Genomic DNA, 18,374 nt, shown 5'->3' with positions numbered 1-18,374 from the left:
CAGCAGGGTCACTGACCGAACGCCCGGTGTGACATGCAAGGATGTCCCTGAGACCACCGCCACACAGAGGAGTCGATAGCCATGACCGCCAGTACCAATCAGGCCCCCGATCGTAACCTCGCGATGGAGTTGGTCCGTGTGACCGAGTCCGCAGCGCTCGCGGCCGGGCGTTGGGTGGGACGCGGCGACAAGAACAGCGGCGACGGAGCGGCGGTCGACGCGATGCGCGAGCTCCTCTCGTCGGTGTCGATGCGCGGCGTCGTGGTGATCGGCGAGGGCGAGAAGGACGAGGCGCCGATGCTCTACAACGGCGAGGAGGTCGGCAACGGCGAGGGCCCCGAGTGCGACGTGGCGGTCGACCCCATCGACGGCACCACCCTGATGGCCGAGGGCCGCCCCAACTCGATCGCGGTGATCGCGGTCAGCGAACGCGGCACCATGTTCGACCCGTCGGCCGTCTTCTACATGGACAAGATCGCCGTCGGCCCGGACGCCAAGGGCGCCATCAACATCAACGAGTCGGTCGAGTGGAACATCAACTCGGTCGCCAAGGCCAAGGGCATCGACGTCGCCGATCTGACCGTGATCGTCCTCGACCGCCCCCGTCACGCAGACCTCATCGGTGAGATCCGACAGGCCGGCGCCAAGATCCGGCTGATCTCCGACGGCGACGTCGCCGGCGCCGTCGCGGCCGCCGACGACTACTCGACCGTCGACATGCTGATGGGCGTGGGCGGCACCCCGGAGGGCATCATCACCGCGGTCGCGATGAAGTGCATGGGCGGCGAGATCCAGGGCAAGCTGTGGCCGCGCGACGACGAGGAACGCCAGAAGGCCATCGACGCCGGCCACGACCTCGACCGCGTCCTGACCAACGACATCCTGGTGAGCGGCGAGAACTCGTTCTTCTGCGCGACCGGTGTCACCAACGGTGACATGCTCCGCGGCGTCACCTACCGGCCCAACGGTGCCACCACCCGCTCGCTGGTGATGCGCTCGAAGTCCGGCACCGTGCGTCGCATCGAGGCCGTCCACAAGCCGGCCAAACTCCGCGAGTACGCCCGCATCAACCTCTGACATCGCCCGCGCTGTGGGGTATGTCTCGCCTCGCAGCCCGAATCGGCCCCGCGTCACCACCGGCCACGTGTGCCGGTCACCTCTGACGTGGGGCCTTTTCGACGGGGCGATACGATGCGGTTCGTGAGTGAACCAGCCTCAGCCCCCGAGTTTCTCTACTCCGATCTTCTCCCCACCGGCGCAGACAGCACCCCCTATCGGTTGATCACCACCGAAGGCGTGTCGAGCTTCGACGTCGACGGTCAGAAGTTCCTCAAGGTCTCCCCGGAGGCCATCCGGAAGCTCACCGCCGAGGCGATGCACGACATCAGCCACTTCCTGCGTCCGGCCCACCTCGCGCAGCTCCGCAAGATCATCGACGACCCCGAGGCGTCGGGCAACGACCGCTTCGTCGCCCTCGACCTGCTCAAGAACGTCAACATCTCCGCCGGCGGTGTCCTGCCGATGTGCCAGGACACCGGCACGGCGATCGTGATGGGCAAGAAGAGCGAGGGCGTGCTCACCGGCACCGACGACGCCGCGGCCGTCTCGCGCGGCGTGTACGACGCCTACACCCAGCTCAACCTGCGCTACTCGCAGCTCGCACCGCTGACGACGTACGAGGAGCGCAACACCGGCACCAACCTGCCGGCGCAGGTGGAGATCTACGCCACCGAACAGGGTCCCAAGGGCCCCGAATACAAATTCCTGTTCATGGCCAAGGGCGGCGGCAGCGCCAACAAGTCGTTCCTGTTCCAGGAGACCAAGGCCATCCTGAACCCCACGAGCATCCTGAAGTTCCTCGACGAGAAGATCCGATCGCTGGGCACCGCGGCCTGCCCGCCGTACCACCTCGCCGTCGTGATCGGCGGCACCTCAGCGGAATTCGCACTCAAGACGGCGAAGTACGCCTCCGCTCACTACCTCGACAACCTGCCGACCCAGGGTTCGATGTCGGCGCACGGATTCCGCGACCTCGAGCTCGAGGACGAGGTCTTCAAGCTCACCCAGTCGTTCGGTATCGGTGCGCAGTTCGGCGGCAAGTACTTCTGCCACGACGTGCGGGTGGTGCGTCTGCCCCGCCACGGCGCGTCATGCCCGGTCGCGATCGCGGTGTCCTGCTCGGCCGACCGTCAGGCACTCGGCAAGATCACCGCCGACGGGGTCTTCCTCGAGCAGCTCGAGACCGACCCGGCCAAGTACATGCCCGCTGCCGGTGTCGCCGAGGACATCTCGGGTGGCGAGGTCGTCGAGGTCGACCTCAACCGCCCGATGGCCGAGATCCTCGCCCAGCTCTCGCAGTACCCGGTCAAGACCCGTCTGTCACTGACCGGCCCGCTCGTCGTCGCCCGTGACATCGCGCACGCCAAGATCAAGGAGCGCCTCGACGCGGGCGAGCCGATGCCCGATTACCTCCGCGACCACCCCGTCTACTACGCGGGTCCCGCGAAGACGCCCGAGGGCATGGCGTCGGGGTCATTCGGTCCGACGACGGCGGGGCGCATGGACTCCTACGTCGCACAGTTTCAGGCCGCCGGCGGCTCGATGGTCATGCTGGCCAAGGGAAATCGCTCCAAGCAGGTCACCGACGCCTGCGGCTCGCACGGCGGGTTCTACCTCGGTTCGATCGGCGGACCGGCCGCGCGTCTGGCCCTCGACTGCATCAAGAGCCAGGAGATCATCGAGTACCCGGAACTCGGCATGGAAGCCGTGTGGAAGATCGAGGTCGAGAATTTTCCGGCGTTCATCGTTGTTGACGACAAGGGCAACGACTTTTTCACCGACCCGGGTGGGACCGTGAACGTCCCGCTGAGCGGCATAAGGATCCGATCCAAGGAGTGATTCGTCCATGACCGAGGCAGCACAGGGAGATCAGCAGTACCGCATCGAGCGCGACACCATGGGCGAGGTGCAGGTGCCCGTCGACGCCCTGTGGCGCGCCCAGACGCAGCGCGCGGTGGAGAACTTCCCGATCAGCCATCGCCCGCTCGAGCGCACCCAGATCCGCGCCATGGGACTGCTCAAGGCCGCGTGCGCCACGGTCAACGCCGAACTCGGGCTCCTCGACGCCGAGAAGGCCGACGCCATAGTCGCGGCGGCGACCGAGATCGCCGAGGGCAAACACGACGACCAGTTCCCCATCGACGTGTTCCAGACCGGTTCGGGCACCAGCTCGAACATGAACACCAACGAGGTCATCGCGTCGATCGCCAAGGCCAACGGTGTGGACGTGCATCCCAACGACGACGTCAACATGTCGCAGTCGTCGAACGACACGTTCCCGACGGCAACGCATGTGGCGGCCACCGAGGCCGCGGTCACCGACCTCGTCCCGGCCCTCGACCACCTGCGTAAGGCCCTGTCGGACAAGGCAACCGAGTGGCGCGAGGTGGTCAAGAGCGGTCGTACGCACCTGATGGATGCCGTGCCGGTCACTCTCGGTCAGGAGTTCGCGGGTTATGCACGGCAGGTCGAGGCAGGCATCGAGCGTGTCACCGCGACACTGCCGCGCGTCGGTGAGCTCCCCATCGGCGGCACCGCCGTGGGAACCGGCCTCAACGCACCGGCCGGATTCGGCACCAAGGTCGTCGCCGAGCTCGTCCGTCTCACCGGCGTCGACGCGCTGACCCTGGCCGAGGACAATTTCGAGGCACAGGCGGCGCGCGACGGTCTCGTCGAGCTGTCGGGTCAGCTGAAGACGATCGCCGTCTCGCTGACCAAGATCGCCAACGACGTCCGGTGGATGGGTTCGGGACCGCTGACCGGCCTCGGCGAGATCACCCTCCCCGATCTGCAGCCGGGCAGCTCGATCATGCCGGGCAAGGTCAATCCCGTTCTGCCCGAAGCGGTCACGCAAGTGGCGGCTCAGGTGATCGGCAACGACGCCGCGGTCACCTGGGGCGGCGGCAACGGCGCCTTCGAGCTCAACGTCTACATCCCGATGATGGCGCGCAACGTCCTCGAGTCACTCAAGCTGCTGGCCAACGTCTCCCGGCTCTTCGCCGACCGGTGCATCTCGGGCCTGACCGCGAACACCGACCGGCTGCGCACTCTCGCCGAGAGTTCCCCGTCGATCGTGACGCCGCTGAACAGCGCCATCGGCTACGAGGAGGCCGCCGCCGTGGCCAAGCAGGCTCTCAAGGAGGGCACCACGATCCGCCAGACCGTCATCGACCGGGGACTCATCGGCGACAAACTCACCGAGGAAGAGCTCGACAAGCGGCTCGACGTCCTCAAGATGGCGAACCTGGATCGCGAACGCTGACGCACCCGCCCAGAGCCGCAGGCGAAGTACCGTCGGATCATGACGCCGAAACTGCAGGGGTTCCCCACGGACTGGCACACCGGACTGGTGCTCGTCGCCCATCCCGATGACCCCGAATACGGGATGGCCGCTGCGGTCGCACGCTGGACGGGCGAGGGCAGACGTATCGTCTACGCCCTAGCCTCCAGCGGCGAACGCGGGATCGAAGGGATGCCACCCGCGCAGTGCGGCCCGCTGCGCGAAGCCGAGCAACGCACGTCGGCGTCGATCGTGGGCGTCGACGAGGTGGAGTTCTGGGGATTCCCCGACAGCGACATCCACAACACCCCCGAACTGCGCGCCAAGATCACCGAGACCATCGAACGCGTTGCGCCACAGGTGATCCTGTCACTGTTCGGCGGTGCCGAGTGGGCGCCGGGGATGCCCAACCAGGCCGACCACATGGAGTTCGCCGCCGCGGTACTCGACGCATACGACGCTCTGGCCGATCCGCCGGCGTGGCTGTTCGAGAACGGGCCCGCGGCCACCCATGCGGTGGGCGTCGACGACCAGATCGACGTGGCGGTGCGCTCGCTGGCCGCCCACGACCGCTACCTGTCGGTCCTCGATCCGGACACCCCGGTCATCGACCAGGCCCGCGCCCAGATCGAGATGGCGACGACTCCCCGGAACGGCTCCGGGAACAGGCATGAGGCGGGCTTCGAGCTCAAGCGGGCCCGCTGACCTGCGGTCGCCGGTGGCGGCACCGGCCGCCGACATCTCGACCTCGGTCCGGCCGGAGGTGACTTTCGGCCCCTCGCGTCGTGGCGTCGAACAGTGGATGGTGAGGGGGTCACATTTTCCATCCGCAAGTGTCACTGCACTCAGGTAAAGGTGAATCGCCATCACTGTCACATCAGTTCTTGTCGCTTTGCTCGCAGCCTTCGCCGTGTGCGTCCTCGTCGGACTGTCGGTGTGGTTGCTGGTGCTGTTCGGTGTGCTGACCGGACTGCAGTCGGTCGCATGGGTGACCGAGAGGACCTCGGCGTGGCGGATGCCGTCGGAGTCCGACACATCCATGCCCGACGCATCCGTGTGAGACCGGCGGACGGTCCTCACTCCAGTGGCACGCTCCAGCGTACGTTCAGGCCGTGCCCGCCCGCGGACGTCAGCAACTCGAGCACGCCGTTCGACTCCTCGGCGCGAAGGCGTAGATTCCGGAGCCCGCTGGGCGTCACGTCCTCCGGCAGTCCGACGCCGTCGTCGACGACCTCCACGGTCAGGCGCTCGGCCACCGAGATCGACACGGTGATCGTCGTGGCCTGCGCATATCGGACAGCGTTGCTCAGTGCTTCGCGCACCACGGCCACCACCTGATCGGCCAGACGCGGCCCCACTGCGGAGAGCGGCCCGGCCATGCGCACGTGGGTCAGAAGCGGAAGGTCGTCGATCTGCTGACCGACCACCTCCTGGATGCGTTGACGCAGGCGGGTGACCTCCATGTCCTCGGCCTGCAGATCGAAGACGGTCGCACGCACGTCCTGGACGATGTCCTGAAGGTTGTCGATGGTCCGGGTCAACCGTGTCCGGATGTCCGGCAACTGGGTGCGTTGCAGCGTCGCCTGCAGGCTGAGACCCTCGGCGAAGATCCGCTGGATCACGTGGTCGTGCAGGTCGCGAGCGATGCGTTCGCGATCCTCGAGTACCTGCAGGTGATGCTCCTGCAGGTTCGCCGATGCCAGTTGGAGAGCCAGCGCGGCCTGATCCGCGAAGTTCGCACTCAGGGCCAGCAGATCCTCGGCGAACGGTTCGCGCCCCTCCGCGCGCATCGCGATCAGCACCCCACGGGTCGATTCCACGGTGCGTAACGGCGCGACCATGACGGGTCCGTATCTCGTCGAGGTACCACCGGAGATGTCGTACTCGAGGTGATCACGCAGGATGGGCCTGCGCCGGACGAATGCCGTCCCGGAGGTGGAACCCTCGATCGGCACGGATCGTCCCGCGAACAGTCCCGCGTCGGCGCCTTCGGCGACGGTGACCACGAGTTCGTCGATCTCCTCCACCGGGTCGTCGGGGTCATGTGGTTCGGCGATCAAGACCAGGTCGGCCCCGGACAGGCTCAGCACCTTGCGCGCGATCTCCTCCAGAACCTCTTGCTGGTCGGCACCGGTCAGCAGTTCGGTCATGACGTCGCGGTTGGCCTCGATCCACGCGAGCTGGGCCTGCGCCTGCTCGTACAGCCGGGCATTGTCGATGGCGATACCGGCGGCCGAGGCCAAGGCCTGAATGACGACCTCGTCGTCCTCGGTGAATGCCGCACCGTCCCTCTTCTCGGTCAGGTACAGATTCCCGAAGATCTCGTCACGCACCCGGATCGGCGTACCCAGAAAGGTCGTCATCGGCGGATGAAACCGTGGAAACCCGACCGAGGCGGGATGTTCGGACAATTCGGTCAGACGGACCACTTCCGGTTGATCGATCAGTAGTCCGAGCACACCACGACCGGTGGGTAGAGGCCCGATCGCCGCGCGCAATTCGTCGTCGATTCCCTGGTAGAGAAAGGCGCTGAGTTCGTGTCCGGAACCGCGTACTCCGAGCGCACCGTAGCGGGCGTCGACAAGTCGGATCGCCGCGGCGACGATCGATTCAAGCGTGGTTTCCAGATCCAATCCGGAAGTCACCGCCAGCATGGCCTGCAAGAGCCCCTCGGTTTGTTCCCGCACATCCGAGATCTGGGCAATTCGGTCTCGCACTTCGTCGATCAGTTCATGTAATCGGGTCTGCGACAGCGCATTCCGCAGTTCCCGAGATCTCGGACCCAACTCCGAGAATTCCGAAACCATCTTCGAATCATAGCCAGACGGTGTTGCCGACGCGCCGGTTCAGGCGACAATGCCACGCCCACTCCCGCCATTTCCCCGCTGGTCAATTCTTTAGTCGTGCACATAGTTCACTACCTGCCGCCGACTCGATCTACAATTCACACGGGGGGCTGATGCCGAAGGAGGCGCATCGGCATGACTTCCGTGTTTCTGGTCGACGACCACGAAATAGTCCGGCGGGGGCTGGTCGACCTGCTCGACTCCTCTCCCGGCATCGAGATAGTCGGGGAAGCGGGCAACTGTTCGGAGGCGCGCGTCCGGATACCCGTCGTACGACCCGACGTCGCCGTGCTCGACGTTCGTCTTCCCGACGGCAACGGAGTCGAACTCTGCCGCGAGTTGCTGGAACGGGTCGACGGACTGCGCTGTCTGATGCTGACCTCACTCACCGACGACGAGGCGATGATGAACGCCATCCTGGCCGGCGCCAGCGGTTACGTCATCAAGGACATCACCGGCATGGAACTCGCTCGGGCCATCGCCGAGGTCGGTGCAGGCCGGTCCCTGCTGGACAATCGCGCCGCTGCAGCACTCATGGACCGGCTCCGCGCTCAGCAGGAAGAACCGGAAGGACCCGGTGACGGACTCAGCGAGCAGGAGAGGACCCTCCTGGCGCTTCTCGGTGAGGGCCTGACGAATCGGCAGATCGCAGCCCGGATGCACCTCGCCGAGAAGACTGTGAAGAACTATGTGTCGCGACTTCTGGGAAAGCTCGGCATGGGTAGCCGCACCCAGGCCGCCGTTTACGCCACACGGGCCGCGAGCCACCGCCGGAGGCGGTGACCGGCGGACGATGTCGCCGGCGATCACCGCTGGCACGAGTGCAGGCAGGGCACCTGGAGATCTCGTCCACGTCAGCGACCTCCCAGGGCAATGTGCCCTCGGAGGAACGTGAGAGGGACGAGGTTTTGCTGTCCCCGGAGCGGTTCGCACGAGCACGCCTCCCAGGGCCGGGTCCGTCGACGCACAGCGGGACCTTCGTCCTCACGAAAGGGGCTCTTCGCCGCAAGATCAGCGGGGACCGCGGTCATGTACTTGGGGTACAGGCCCACCCGGGCGGACAGTGCGAGCCACGGAGGAGGCGTTGACCACGTCCACGATCGTCGGAGTCGACGGATCTGCCACCGCTCGCGCGGCGGCACGGTGGGCTGCGCGCGATGCCGAACTGCACCACTCACCCATCGAGCTGGTGGCCTCGGCGTGCCCGTCGGCGGATGTCACCGCCGACGACCCGCACCACTTCGACCCCCTCCTGACCAGATGTGAACGCGCACTGTCGGAGGCCCGCCGAGCCGTCGAGGAGTCCCTCGACGCCCCCGGGGCGACACCGATCGTGACCAGGGTCGTGACCCCGCCGCCGATTCCCGCCCTCCTCGACGCCTCGACCATGGCGAGGATGATCGTGGTCGGCAACCGAGGACACATGGCAGGTCATCGCGTCGCGCTCGGTTCGGTCACCGCGGCGCTGGCCGAGTATCGCCGGTGCCCGCTGACCGTCGTACGCCAGGGGACGTCGGCGACCCTGACGTCGTCCACGGTCGTGGTCGGCGTCGACGGGTCGCAGGCCGGCCGGGTCGCGGCTGCGGCCGCCTTCGAGGAAGCCGCCACCCGGAATGTGCCGGTCACCGTCGTGCACGCCTGGTCCGACGATGACCTCGCCGAACTCTCGGCCGCATACGGTTTCGCCGACTGGCGGGCCCACCGGGCGCGCGCCTCCGCATGGCTGGACGACGAACTCGTCGGCCTCGGTGCGGACTATCCCGAGGTCACCGTGCGGTGTGCAGTGGTCCGTGACCGTCCCGCTCGCGCCCTGCTCGACCACGCCCAGGCGGCGCAATTGCTGGTGGTCGGGGCCCGCGGGCGCGGAGGTTTCGAGCGCATGCTCCTCGGTTCGACGAGCTCGCGCGTACTGCAGTCGGCACGATGCCCGGTGATGATCGTCCCCGACGAGCACTGACATCGATCGCCACAACCAGATGCCATTCGGCCCTATGAGATGCACATCACACGCGGTGACACTGGAATGGTCGCTCGTCCGAGTCAGGACACAGACCGGACAACGAGTAGCGGCCGATCCCAAGGAGAAGGTCCACCGATATGACAGTTGCCTCCACGATGTTCGTGGATGCCCACAGCGCATCGACCGATCGGCACTGCGACAGTTGCGGTCGCAGATTCGGGGTTCGCACCCGAGTGAACCAGGCCGCGCTGGATCACCTGGCCAGGGTCAACGGCTGGGACATCGACGCAAGTGGGACCAGCTGCCCCGGCTGCCGATGTGCCCGCCAGCAACTGACGGGCACATGACAGACCGGTTCGTACGTCAGCGGCCTGCTGGTACGCCGAGACCGAAGAGCGAGGGCACCACGCCGACCAGCTGCGTGAGCAACCCGGTCAGCGCGTCCCCGCCGGGGATCTCTGACGTGGGCGGAGTGGCGCCCGGAGCGGTTTGAGGGGTCGCTCCGGGTGCCTCCCCCGTCGGCGCACCTTGATTGACGCCGATGGTGATCTTCGGATTCTTGGCCGGATCGAGCCAGACCAGGATCTGCTTCATCAGCTCCCGTTCGATGGCGACGCATCCCATCGTCGGCTGGTCGTTGGTGACATGCAGGAACATCGCCGACGCCTTGCCCGGAGTGCGCTCGGGATTGTGCGCGATGTTGACCGCGTAGTCGTAGACCGGCCCCGAGTTGTAGAGGTTCTCACTGTCGCCGCCGGGGCTCTGCGGCTGGCGCACATGCGTGTTGTAGGTGGGCGACTTCATGTCGGAGTCCCACCAGTCCTGCTGGTCGACCTTGAGGTAGGGCATCTTGGTGCCCGGATTGGCCTCGCGGCCGAATGCCTGATCGAGCGCGAAAGTGCCCTGCGGAGTGCGGTGGACGTTGTCCTTCGGCTCACCCATGCCCAACGAACCGAGGAAGGCCTTCGTCGGTCCGATGACGGGCTTCCAGCTCCCGTCGGTTCCGCGTTCGAATGCCGTCAGCGATGCCGTTGTGTCGGTGGCCCGGGGTGCGGTCACCACGATCATCTGGTTCGTCGGCGCACCCGGCGCGCCGGCACCACCGTTGCCCTCGGCGGAGCCCGACCCGCCTGCCAGCTGGTCGAGGATCTCGTCGAGCATCGGGATGCCCGATCCCGGGTTGCTCCCACTCGGCGGCGCCGGCGTGGTCGGTGTGGTGGGTGTAGTCGTCCCCGGCGCAGCAAACGACTGGCCGGCGCCACCAGCGCATGCGGCCAGCACCGCAATCACCAGTAGTCCCAATAGTCTCATTCGCCTCATCAGTAACTTCTGCACCACAACAGTGTGACATCGCGCAAGAGTTCATGAGTCACGTCATGGTCACGGTGAGGTTCTGATCGGATCAAGCCCACCCGGGACGTCCAGCAGGCCGCAAGAAAGAACCCGCCCCCGGACACAAGGCCGGAGGCAGGTTCTCTCGGTGACGCCCGCTCGCTACGCTCCCGGCGCCGCCATCAAAGCGCCCGCTCGCTACGCTCCCGGCGCGCCGCAACCAATGGCGCCCGCTCGCTACGCTCCCGGCGCGCCGCAACCAATGGCGCCCGCTCGCTACGCTCCCGGCGCGCCGGGCCCGAACTCCTCCAGCATCTCCGTCACCAACGCCGCGATCGGCGACCGCTCGCTCCGGGTGAGAGTGATGTGCGCGAACAGCGGGTGGCCCTTGAGCTTCTCGATGACCGCGGCCACGCCGTCGTGCCGGCCGACGCGGAGGTTGTCGCGCTGTGCGACATCGTGCGTCAGCACCACCCGTGACCCCGAACCCAGTCGAGAGAGAACCGTGAGCAGCACGTTGCGCTCCAGCGACTGCGCCTCGTCGACGATGACGAAGGAGTCGTGCAACGACCGGCCGCGGATGTGCGTCAGCGGCAGCACCTCGAGCATGCCGCGGCTCAACACCTCCTCGATGACCTCCGGTGACGCCAGACCCTCGAGGGTGTCGAACACCGCCTGCGCCCACGGACCCATCTTGTCGGCCTCGCTGCCCGGCAGGTAACCGAGCTGCTGACCGCCGACGGCATACAGCGGCCGGAACACGACCACCTTGCGTTGGGTACGCCGCTCCAGGACGGCTTCCAGCCCGGCACACAGGGCGAGTGCGGACTTGCCGGTACCTGCCTTGCCGCCGAGCGAGACGATGCCGACGCTGTCGTCGAGCAACAGGTCGAGGGCCACGCGCTGCTCCGCGGAACGGCCGTGCAGCCCGAAGGCCTCGCGGTCGCCGCGCACCAGCTGCACGCGCTTGTCCGCGTTCACCCTGCCCAATGCGCTGGAGGAGGCACTGAGGAGCCTGATCCCCGTGTGGCACGGCAGTTCTCGCGCGTCGTCGACGTCCACGACGCCCTCGGCGAACATGGTGTCGATCACGGCTGTCTCGACGTCGAGTTCGGTCATGCCCGACCACCCCGACACCACGACGTCCTGCGCGTGGTACTCGTCGGCGGCCAGACCGACGGCACCGGCCTTGACCCGCAACGGGGTGTCCTTGGACACCAGGGTCACGTCCTTGCCCTCGGCGCGCAGGTTCAGGGCGCACGCCAGGATGCGGGAATCGTTGGTGTCGGTGCGGAATCCGGCGGGCAGAACCGCGGGGTCGGTGTGGTTGAGCTCGACCTGCAGGGTTCCGCCGTCATCGCCGATGGCGAGCGGCAGGTCGAGACGGCCGTGTTCGAGTCGCATGTCGTCGAGCATGCGCAACGCCTCACGCGCGAACCAGCCGAGTTCGTGGTGGTGACGTTTGCCCTCGAGTTCGCTGATGACCACCAGTGGCAACACGACGTGGTGTTCGGCGAACCGCATGACCGCCCAGGGGTCGGACAGCAGCACGGAGGTATCGAGGACGTAGGTGCGTGTGGTCACGTGGGGCTCCTACGTTCATGCGGCTCCCGCACAAACCAGATTTTGACTCGACCGGCCGGTCCAGATGTCCGTTGCCTCGGCGTCAGCCGAGGTGGACGAGGACCGGGGCCGGCCCCCTCGCGCTGCTCTCACAAACCACGAATGAACCTCCCGGACGAACCGCTTCCCCGCGGCCCGTCACTGGTCAACGTACGCGCGAAATGCGCTCGCGGCGCGCCGGAGTCGGGTGTGTCTCCGTGAATTGTGGGTAAACCGCCGTATTGTCTGAGCCGGAGACGCAACACGGCGCCACCAGGCATTTTGTCGCCCTGGTGGCGCCGTGTCCATGTCGGATACATCCCAGGCTCGCCGCGAAGCGGACCGTCGCCGATGTCAGCCGCGGGCGCGTGCGAGGATGCGCTGACGCGCCGCCTCGGCCTCCTCGCCGAGCCCTGCGATGCTGTCGAGCTTGACCGCGTCGGCGAGCGTGGCCGCGATCGCCGCCCAGGTCTCCTCGTTCTCGTAGTCGGCGATGAGTGCTCGCTCGTCGTCGAAGTCGTCGACGTCGTGACCGATCGCCTCCGCACGCCCGACCGCCAGGGCCGCGTCGATCGCGACGACGGTGGCGTCCTGGTCGGCGATGATCCCGGCGTTGAGGAACGCGCCGAAGGTGGAGGCCTGCTGCTGGTCGTCGGCGGAGATCTTGGAGAGGATCTCGACGAGGACATCGTCGCCGGCGACCGCCGCGAGCCGCTTGATGAACTGCACGCACTGGTTCTCGTGAACGGCCATCAACGCGAGGACATCGAGCGGTCCGAGAACCTCGACCTGCTCGGTGGTCTGCCGGTAGCCCTTGGTGACGTGGATTCGACGACGCTCCTCGGCGTCCACCGGATCGATCGCGCGACGGACCACGAGGTAGTCGCGCAGCACGATCGCGTGCCGGTTGTCCTCGGCGGTCCAGACGCCGACCAGCTGCCGCCAGTCGGAGAAGGCCGGGAAGTGCTTGGCCAGCACACGGTGGTACGACGGCAGGTTGTCCTTGGTCAGCAGCAGGGCGAGCAGCCCGGCGCGCGCCTCGTCGGACAGCGTGGCCTGTGACGGATCGAAGTCGTCACCGCCCAGGAACGCGAAGTTGCGTCCGTCGTCCCACGGCACCCAGTCGTGCGGGTTCCACGGGCTGGCGGCCGCGTTGTGCTCTTCGGCGATCTCGGGAAGAGCCTTCTCGAGCGCGATGATCAGGTCGTCTTCAGTGAGGGCGTTCATCGGAGCAAGGATACGGACGCGCCCCCCGGCCGGGCAATCCAGGGCCGGGGGGGTGTCCGGGCCGGACTCTGCGGTGTCAGATCCGGCTCATCAGGCCCCACTCCTCCAGGCCGTCGTAGAGCGGGAAGTCCAGGGCGAGCTTGGACACGCGTGCGCGCAGTGCGGTCACGTCGGCCGACTCGCCGGCGGCCAGGGCGGTCCCGATGATGTCGGCGACCTCGGTGAACTGCTCGTCGCCGAATCCACGGGTCGCGAGGGCAGGCGTGCCGATCCGCAGTCCGGAGGTGACCATCGGCGGGCGCGGGTCGAACGGCACCGCGTTGCGGTTGACGGTGATGCCGACGCGGTGCAGCAGATCCTCGGCCTGCTGGCCGTCGAGCGTGCTGTCGCGCAGGTCGACGAGGACGAGGTGGACGTCGGTGCCCCCGGTCAGGACCGAGATGCCGGCCTTGGCGACGTCGGCGCCGGTGAGCCGCTCGGCGAGCAGCTTGGCACCCGACAGCGTCCGCTGCTGACGTTCGGCGAACTCTTCGGTGCCGGCGATCTTGAGTGCGACGGCCTTGCCGGCGATCGCGTGCATGAGCGGGCCGCCCTGCTGGCCGGGGAAGACGGCCGAGTTCAGCTTCTTGGCCCATTCCTGCTTGGCGAGGATGATGCCCGAGCGCGGGCCGCCGAGGGTCTTGTGCACGGTCGAGCTCACGACGTCGGCGTGCGGCACCGGCGAGGGGTGCAGCCCGGCGGCGACGAGCCCGGCGAAGTGGGCCATGTCGACCCACAGGTGGGCGCCGACCTCGTCGGCGATGGAGCGGAACGCCTCGAAGTCGAGGGTTCGCGGGTAGGCCGACCAGCCGGCGACGATGACCTTCGGCTTGACGTCGAGGGCGATCTTGCGCACCTCGTCCATGTCGATGCGGAAGTCCTCTTTGCTCACGCCGTAGAAGGCGTTCTCGTAGAGCTTGCCGGAGAAGTTGAGGCGCATGCCGTGGGTGAGGTGACCGCCGTGGGCGAGGTCGAGACCGAGCATCGTCTCCCCCGGCTCCATGAGGGCCTGCAGCACGGCCGCGTTGGCCTGCGCACCCGAATGCGGCTGGACGTTGGCGAACTCGGCGCCGAACAGTTCCTTGGCGCGGTTGCGGGCGATGTCCTCGACCACGTCGACGTACTCGCAGCCGCCGTAGTAGCGACGCCCCGGGTATCCCTCGGCGTATTTGTTGGTCAGCACGCTGCCCTGCGCCTGTAGAACGGCGCGGGGGACGAAGTTCTCCGAGGCGATCATCTCGAGGGTGTCCCGTTGACGGTTGAGTTCACCGTTCATGGCGGCGGCGACGTCGGGGTCGACCTCTGCCAGGGACATCGAGTTCAGGGACGACGAGTTCGCGGTCATGGCGACAAGTCTAGGGACGGCGCCGGGAGCGAAGCGAGCGGGCCGAGTACTAGACCGCGAGCTCCCGTCGCAGGCTTGCCGGGATGAGTGGTTCGTCGAGGAGCCTGCCGAAGGCGGCGGCGCGGTCGTCGGCGGCGTCGAGCCACTCGTCGAGCAGTTGGTAGCCCTCGACGTAGGTGGTGATGTAGGCGCGCCAGAGCGGCGAGGTGAGGAATCGGAGCATCTGGCGGGCGCGTTCCGGTGGTGCGAGTAGCCAGCGTTGGAGGAATTCGGCGACGGTGTCGGCGTCGGCGTGCCGGTCGTGCAACATGAGGGCGGCGTCCTGGCGCACGGTCAGGAGTCCGTCGCTCGCGTGGGAGACACGCGCGGCACGTTGCGCGTCGAAGCGGAGTCCGAGGTCGGCGTAGATCTCCTGGGCCCATGCGCCCCAGTCCTTGCCCATGATCGCGGCGAGGGCGTGATCGGCGAGGCCTTCGGCCATGAGGCATTGCGGGGTGTTGACCAGGAAGATCGACTGTTCGTCCTGGCCGGCTCCGACGAGCAGTTGTTCTTTGCGGCAGTGTTCGGTGTGGTGACCGGGGTAGGCCTCGTGTGCGATCAGGGCGGGTAGCGAGGACATGTATTGCGTCAGGTCGGCGTTGATCGCGACTCGGGACCGGTAGTCGCCGAGGTAGTAGTTGAAGCCGGACCACGGCTTGTCGGTGACGACCTCGAATTCGACGATCTCGTTGTCGGGCAACGGGTATGCGTTTCGGACTCGTTCCCGCAGTGCGCCGCTGAAGGCCCGGACGCATTCGTCGACCTTCCCGGGCGGGATCTCGTCGGCGCGACGATGGGCGGCGTAGGCGTCGCGCAGCTCGTCTCCGGTGGCGTCCGGGACACCGAGCGCCTCGGCGAGTTGGGTGTGGGCCTGCCGGTAGCGGTCGGGGTCGGCGGCGGTGATGTCGACGTCGAAGTAGGCGCGGACCTCGTCGACGAAGCCGATCTCGTCGCCGGCGAACTTGCGTGCCGAACACTCGAGCGCCCGAAGGTGCCCGCCGATGAACTCCGCGCGTGCCGGGTCGAGGGCGCCGCCGGGCAGTTCGGCGAGCAGCGCGCGGGCGCGTTCGGCGAGGCGGGCCGGGTCGGGCGCAGGCGCGTTCTCGACGTCGGCTTTCAGGGCCGGGTCGCCGGTGTAGGCGTCGACGAATCCACGTTCGAGGCGGTCGAAGGCCAGCCCGAGACGTAGATACTCGATGACCTGCGGATCGCTCGCGGCGGATGCGGCGGCGGCGGTTGGGGACGGGGCCGACGACGCGGCGTCGGGCGGGGGCACCGATGACATATCGGCAGGCTACCGATTGCTGTCATCACTCGCGGCCCTAAGCTGTACGCATGATCACTCGGGCAGCGGTGGGACCGGCGTCGGCGGAGCTGCGCTGATGGCCCGCAATGCCACTGATCGGGACCCCAGTCTGTATCTGGAACTCGACCGGCGGCAGTGGCGGGAGCTCCGTGAGTCGATGCCGCTGGTCCTCAACGAGGACGAACTGGCCGAACTCGTCGGTCTCGGCGAGCAGATCGATCTCGACGAGGTCGCCGACGTCTACCTTCCCCTCTCACGTCTCATCCACTTGCAAGTCGCTGCGCGGCAACGCTTGTTCGCGGCCACGTCGACGTTCCTCGGCGAACGTCAGATCAACCGTCAGGTCCCGTTCGTCATCGGTATCGCCGGTAGCGTCGCCGTCGGCAAGTCGACCACGGCGCGCGTGCTCGCGGCACTGCTCGCGCGCTGGGAGTCCCATCCCAAGGTCGACTTGATCACCACCGACGGCTTCCTGCTGCGTACGGCCGAGATGCAGCGTCGAGGCATACTGCACCGCAAGGGTTTTCCGGAATCCTATGATCGCCGCGCCCTGCTCCGCTTCGTCACCGAGGTCAAGTCGGGGGCACGCGAGGTGGCCGCACCTGTGTACTCCCACCTGGCGTACGACATCGTGCCGAACGTCTTTCACTATGTCCGCCAGCCCGACATCCTCATCATCGAGGGACTCAACGTGCTGCAGACGGGCCCCACGCTGATGGTGTCGGATCTCTTCGACTTCTCGATCTATGTCGACGCCAAGATCGATGACATCGAGGAGTGGTACATCTCGCGGTTCCTGCAGATGCGCACCACCTCGTTTGCCAACCCCGACTCTCACTTTCACGCCTACGCGTCCCTCACCGACGATCAGGCGACGGCCGCGGCGCGGGACCTGTGGACCACGATCAACCGGCCGAACCTGATGGAGAACATCCTCCCGACCCGTCCGCGAGCGTCACTGGTGCTCCGCAAGGACGTCGATCACACCATCAACCGGGTGCGTCTGCGGAAGCTCTGACCACCTGGCGACGTTCGTCGAGTCCGGCCGGATAACCGCCGGCCAGCGCGATGCGGTTCCAGGCGTTGATCATCACGATCGTGGCGACGAGCTGGCCGGCCTGGGTGGCGTCGAAATGCTCTCGCACGGTGTCGAACACGTGGGCGGGGACCCCGTTCTCACCGATCAGCGTGACGCTCTCGGTGAGCGCGAGCGCAGCACGCTCGGCTGGGGTGAACAGCGCACCGGCGTCCCGCCATGTCGCGATCAGCATCAGCCGGTGCGGGTCGATGCCCTTCGCCAGGGCGTCGGAGGTGTGCATGTGCAGGCAGTACGCACATCCGTTGAGCTGGGATGCCCGCAGAACGAGCAGTTCGGCGAGTTCGGGATCGATCCCCGCCGACGACGCACGCTGCAGCGCCACCAACGCCTTGTAGACCGCGGGGTTGTCCTGCGGAATCCACATCCGGGTGGACGGGCGGTGATCGCCGCTCACCGCGAACCACCGACCGGTGTATGCCGACGAGCATCGAGCCACTGGTCGAGAGTCGTCTCGGTGACCACGTCCGGATTGTCCGGCACCAGTCCGCCGCCGCGGATCGCCGGACCGCCGAACGGCACGCCCACCACCCAACGCGGCGACCCCTGTTGAGCCGCAACCGCTTTGGCGACATCCACCAGATCCATCACGGCCGGGCCGGCCACCTCGACCTTCGAGGTGCCCTGCGGACCGGCGACCACGACGTCGGCGAGGGAGACCGCGACATCCGACGCGGCAGCCGGGCGGCACCGCATCTTCGGCACCACCGCGAGAGGCCCGAAGCTCATGGTGCCCATCATCTGCTCGGCGAGTTCGAACCACTGCACCGACGCCACGATGGTCAGTGCGGCCGGGTCGATCGCCTTCCGGTACGCCTCCTCCTGCGCCGCTTTCCCTTGGTAGTAACCGAATTTCGCGTTCACCGCGGGGACATCGGCGTTCACGATGGAGACACAGATGACGTGTGCGACCCGCGCCTGCGCGGCCGCCCGGCCGATGTTGCCGGCGGCGGTGGCGAAGAAGTCGATCGCCTCCTTCGCCTTCAGTGTCTGCAGACTCAGACAGTCGACGACGGCGTCGGCGCCTGCGCACACCTGCGCCAGACCCTCACCGGTGTACGCGTCGACGCCGGTGGCCCGGTTCGCTCGCACCACGTCATGCCCCCGGCCGGCAAGCAGGTCGGCGACCTGACTGCCCAGCACACCACTCGCTCCGATCACCGCGACCTTCATCTTGCTCCTCCTCGGTGGAACATCGTCCTGACGACACCTAGGCTATTGCGTGATTAGCGCAAGAAAGTGG

Annotated in this window: 16 protein-coding genes; 8 read left to right on the top strand and 8 right to left on the bottom strand. The window is 67.2% G+C overall.

Annotation, left to right across the window (positions count from 1 at the left end):
* Positions 1-81: 81 nt before the first annotated feature.
* The 5 genes from glpX (at position 82) to H1R19_RS08035 (ending at position 5,399) form a co-directional block, all read left to right on the top strand.
* Positions 82-1,077 (top strand): class II fructose-bisphosphatase, encoded by a 996-nt coding sequence (glpX, locus tag H1R19_RS08055; RefSeq protein WP_188329797.1) that lies wholly within the window; start codon positions 82-84, stop codon positions 1,075-1,077.
* 114 nt (positions 1,078-1,191) lie between these two features.
* Positions 1,192-2,898, top strand: coding sequence for a fumarate hydratase (locus H1R19_RS08050; protein ID WP_223205205.1), 1,707 nt, complete (start codon positions 1,192-1,194; stop codon positions 2,896-2,898).
* 7 nt (positions 2,899-2,905) lie between these two features.
* Positions 2,906-4,321, top strand: coding sequence for a class II fumarate hydratase (locus tag H1R19_RS08045; protein ID WP_188329799.1), 1,416 nt, complete (start codon positions 2,906-2,908; stop codon positions 4,319-4,321).
* A gap of 39 nt (positions 4,322-4,360) precedes the next feature.
* The gene (locus H1R19_RS08040) at positions 4,361-5,044 is read left to right on the top strand and encodes a PIG-L deacetylase family protein (protein WP_188329800.1); all 684 of its coding nucleotides are present in this window, start codon (positions 4,361-4,363) and stop codon (positions 5,042-5,044) included.
* 187 nt (positions 5,045-5,231) lie between these two features.
* Entirely contained in the window at positions 5,232-5,399 is a 168-nt protein-coding gene (locus tag H1R19_RS08035; RefSeq protein ID WP_244970909.1) for a hypothetical protein, read from the top strand.
* 16 nt (positions 5,400-5,415) lie between these two features.
* Here H1R19_RS08035 and H1R19_RS08030 read toward each other — a convergent pair whose 3' ends face one another.
* The gene (locus H1R19_RS08030; RefSeq protein WP_188329801.1) at positions 5,416-7,146 is read right to left on the bottom strand and encodes a GAF domain-containing sensor histidine kinase; all 1,731 of its coding nucleotides are present in this window, start codon (positions 7,144-7,146) and stop codon (positions 5,416-5,418) included.
* A gap of 174 nt (positions 7,147-7,320) precedes the next feature.
* On the opposite strand from H1R19_RS08030, the gene H1R19_RS08025 reads away from it, so the two are divergent.
* Positions 7,321-7,968: a response regulator gene (locus H1R19_RS08025; protein WP_188329802.1), complete on the top strand. Its 648-nt coding sequence runs from the start codon at positions 7,321-7,323 to the stop codon at positions 7,966-7,968.
* A 301-nt stretch (positions 7,969-8,269) separates the two neighbouring features.
* The gene (locus tag H1R19_RS08020; RefSeq protein WP_219851154.1) at positions 8,270-9,142 is read left to right on the top strand and encodes a universal stress protein; all 873 of its coding nucleotides are present in this window, start codon (positions 8,270-8,272) and stop codon (positions 9,140-9,142) included.
* 366 nt (positions 9,143-9,508) lie between these two features.
* Here the strand turns inward: H1R19_RS08020 and H1R19_RS08015 are convergent, their stop codons facing one another.
* The 5 genes from H1R19_RS08015 to H1R19_RS07995 all read right to left on the bottom strand — a co-directional run bounded on the left by H1R19_RS08015 (position 9,509) and on the right by H1R19_RS07995 (position 16,014).
* The gene (locus tag H1R19_RS08015; RefSeq protein ID WP_188329804.1) at positions 9,509-10,456 is read right to left on the bottom strand and encodes a L,D-transpeptidase family protein; all 948 of its coding nucleotides are present in this window, start codon (positions 10,454-10,456) and stop codon (positions 9,509-9,511) included.
* A gap of 297 nt (positions 10,457-10,753) precedes the next feature.
* Positions 10,754-12,061 (bottom strand): RNA 5'-3' helicase PhoH2, encoded by a 1,308-nt coding sequence (gene phoH2, locus H1R19_RS08010; RefSeq protein WP_188329805.1) that lies wholly within the window; start codon positions 12,059-12,061, stop codon positions 10,754-10,756.
* 372 nt (positions 12,062-12,433) lie between these two features.
* Positions 12,434-13,306 carry an acyl-ACP desaturase gene (locus H1R19_RS08005; RefSeq protein ID WP_219851153.1) on the bottom strand — a complete coding sequence of 291 codons (873 nt, stop codon included), beginning with the start codon at positions 13,304-13,306 and terminating at the stop codon, positions 12,434-12,436.
* A gap of 76 nt (positions 13,307-13,382) precedes the next feature.
* Positions 13,383-14,690, bottom strand: a complete 1,308-nt coding sequence (gene glyA, locus H1R19_RS08000; protein ID WP_280527230.1) for a serine hydroxymethyltransferase — start codon at positions 14,688-14,690, stop codon at positions 13,383-13,385.
* A gap of 49 nt (positions 14,691-14,739) precedes the next feature.
* Positions 14,740-16,014, bottom strand: a complete 1,275-nt coding sequence (locus H1R19_RS07995) for a DUF885 domain-containing protein (RefSeq protein WP_244970908.1) — start codon at positions 16,012-16,014, stop codon at positions 14,740-14,742.
* Between the two features lie 97 nt (positions 16,015-16,111).
* On the opposite strand from H1R19_RS07995, the gene coaA reads away from it, so the two are divergent.
* On the top strand, positions 16,112-17,053 hold the full coding sequence (coaA, locus tag H1R19_RS07990; protein ID WP_188329807.1) for a type I pantothenate kinase: 942 nt from the start codon (positions 16,112-16,114) through the stop codon (positions 17,051-17,053).
* Here the strand turns inward: coaA and H1R19_RS07985 are convergent.
* Together H1R19_RS07985 and H1R19_RS07980 are read right to left on the bottom strand one after the other, a co-directional pair.
* Positions 17,025-17,498 (bottom strand): carboxymuconolactone decarboxylase family protein, encoded by a 474-nt coding sequence (locus H1R19_RS07985; protein ID WP_188329937.1) that lies wholly within the window; start codon positions 17,496-17,498, stop codon positions 17,025-17,027. The genes coaA and H1R19_RS07985 overlap by 29 nt on opposite strands.
* A 26-nt stretch (positions 17,499-17,524) precedes the next feature.
* A complete protein-coding gene (locus H1R19_RS07980) occupies positions 17,525-18,304 on the bottom strand; it encodes an SDR family oxidoreductase (RefSeq protein ID WP_188329808.1) in 780 nt (259 codons plus the stop codon).
* Positions 18,305-18,374: the final 70 nt, after the last annotated feature.

It is taken from the genome of Gordonia jinghuaiqii (assembly GCF_014041935.1).
Taxonomy (GTDB): Bacteria; Actinomycetota; Actinomycetes; order Mycobacteriales; family Mycobacteriaceae; genus Gordonia; species Gordonia jinghuaiqii.
This window is presented reverse-complemented; position numbering and strand designations above follow the sequence as displayed.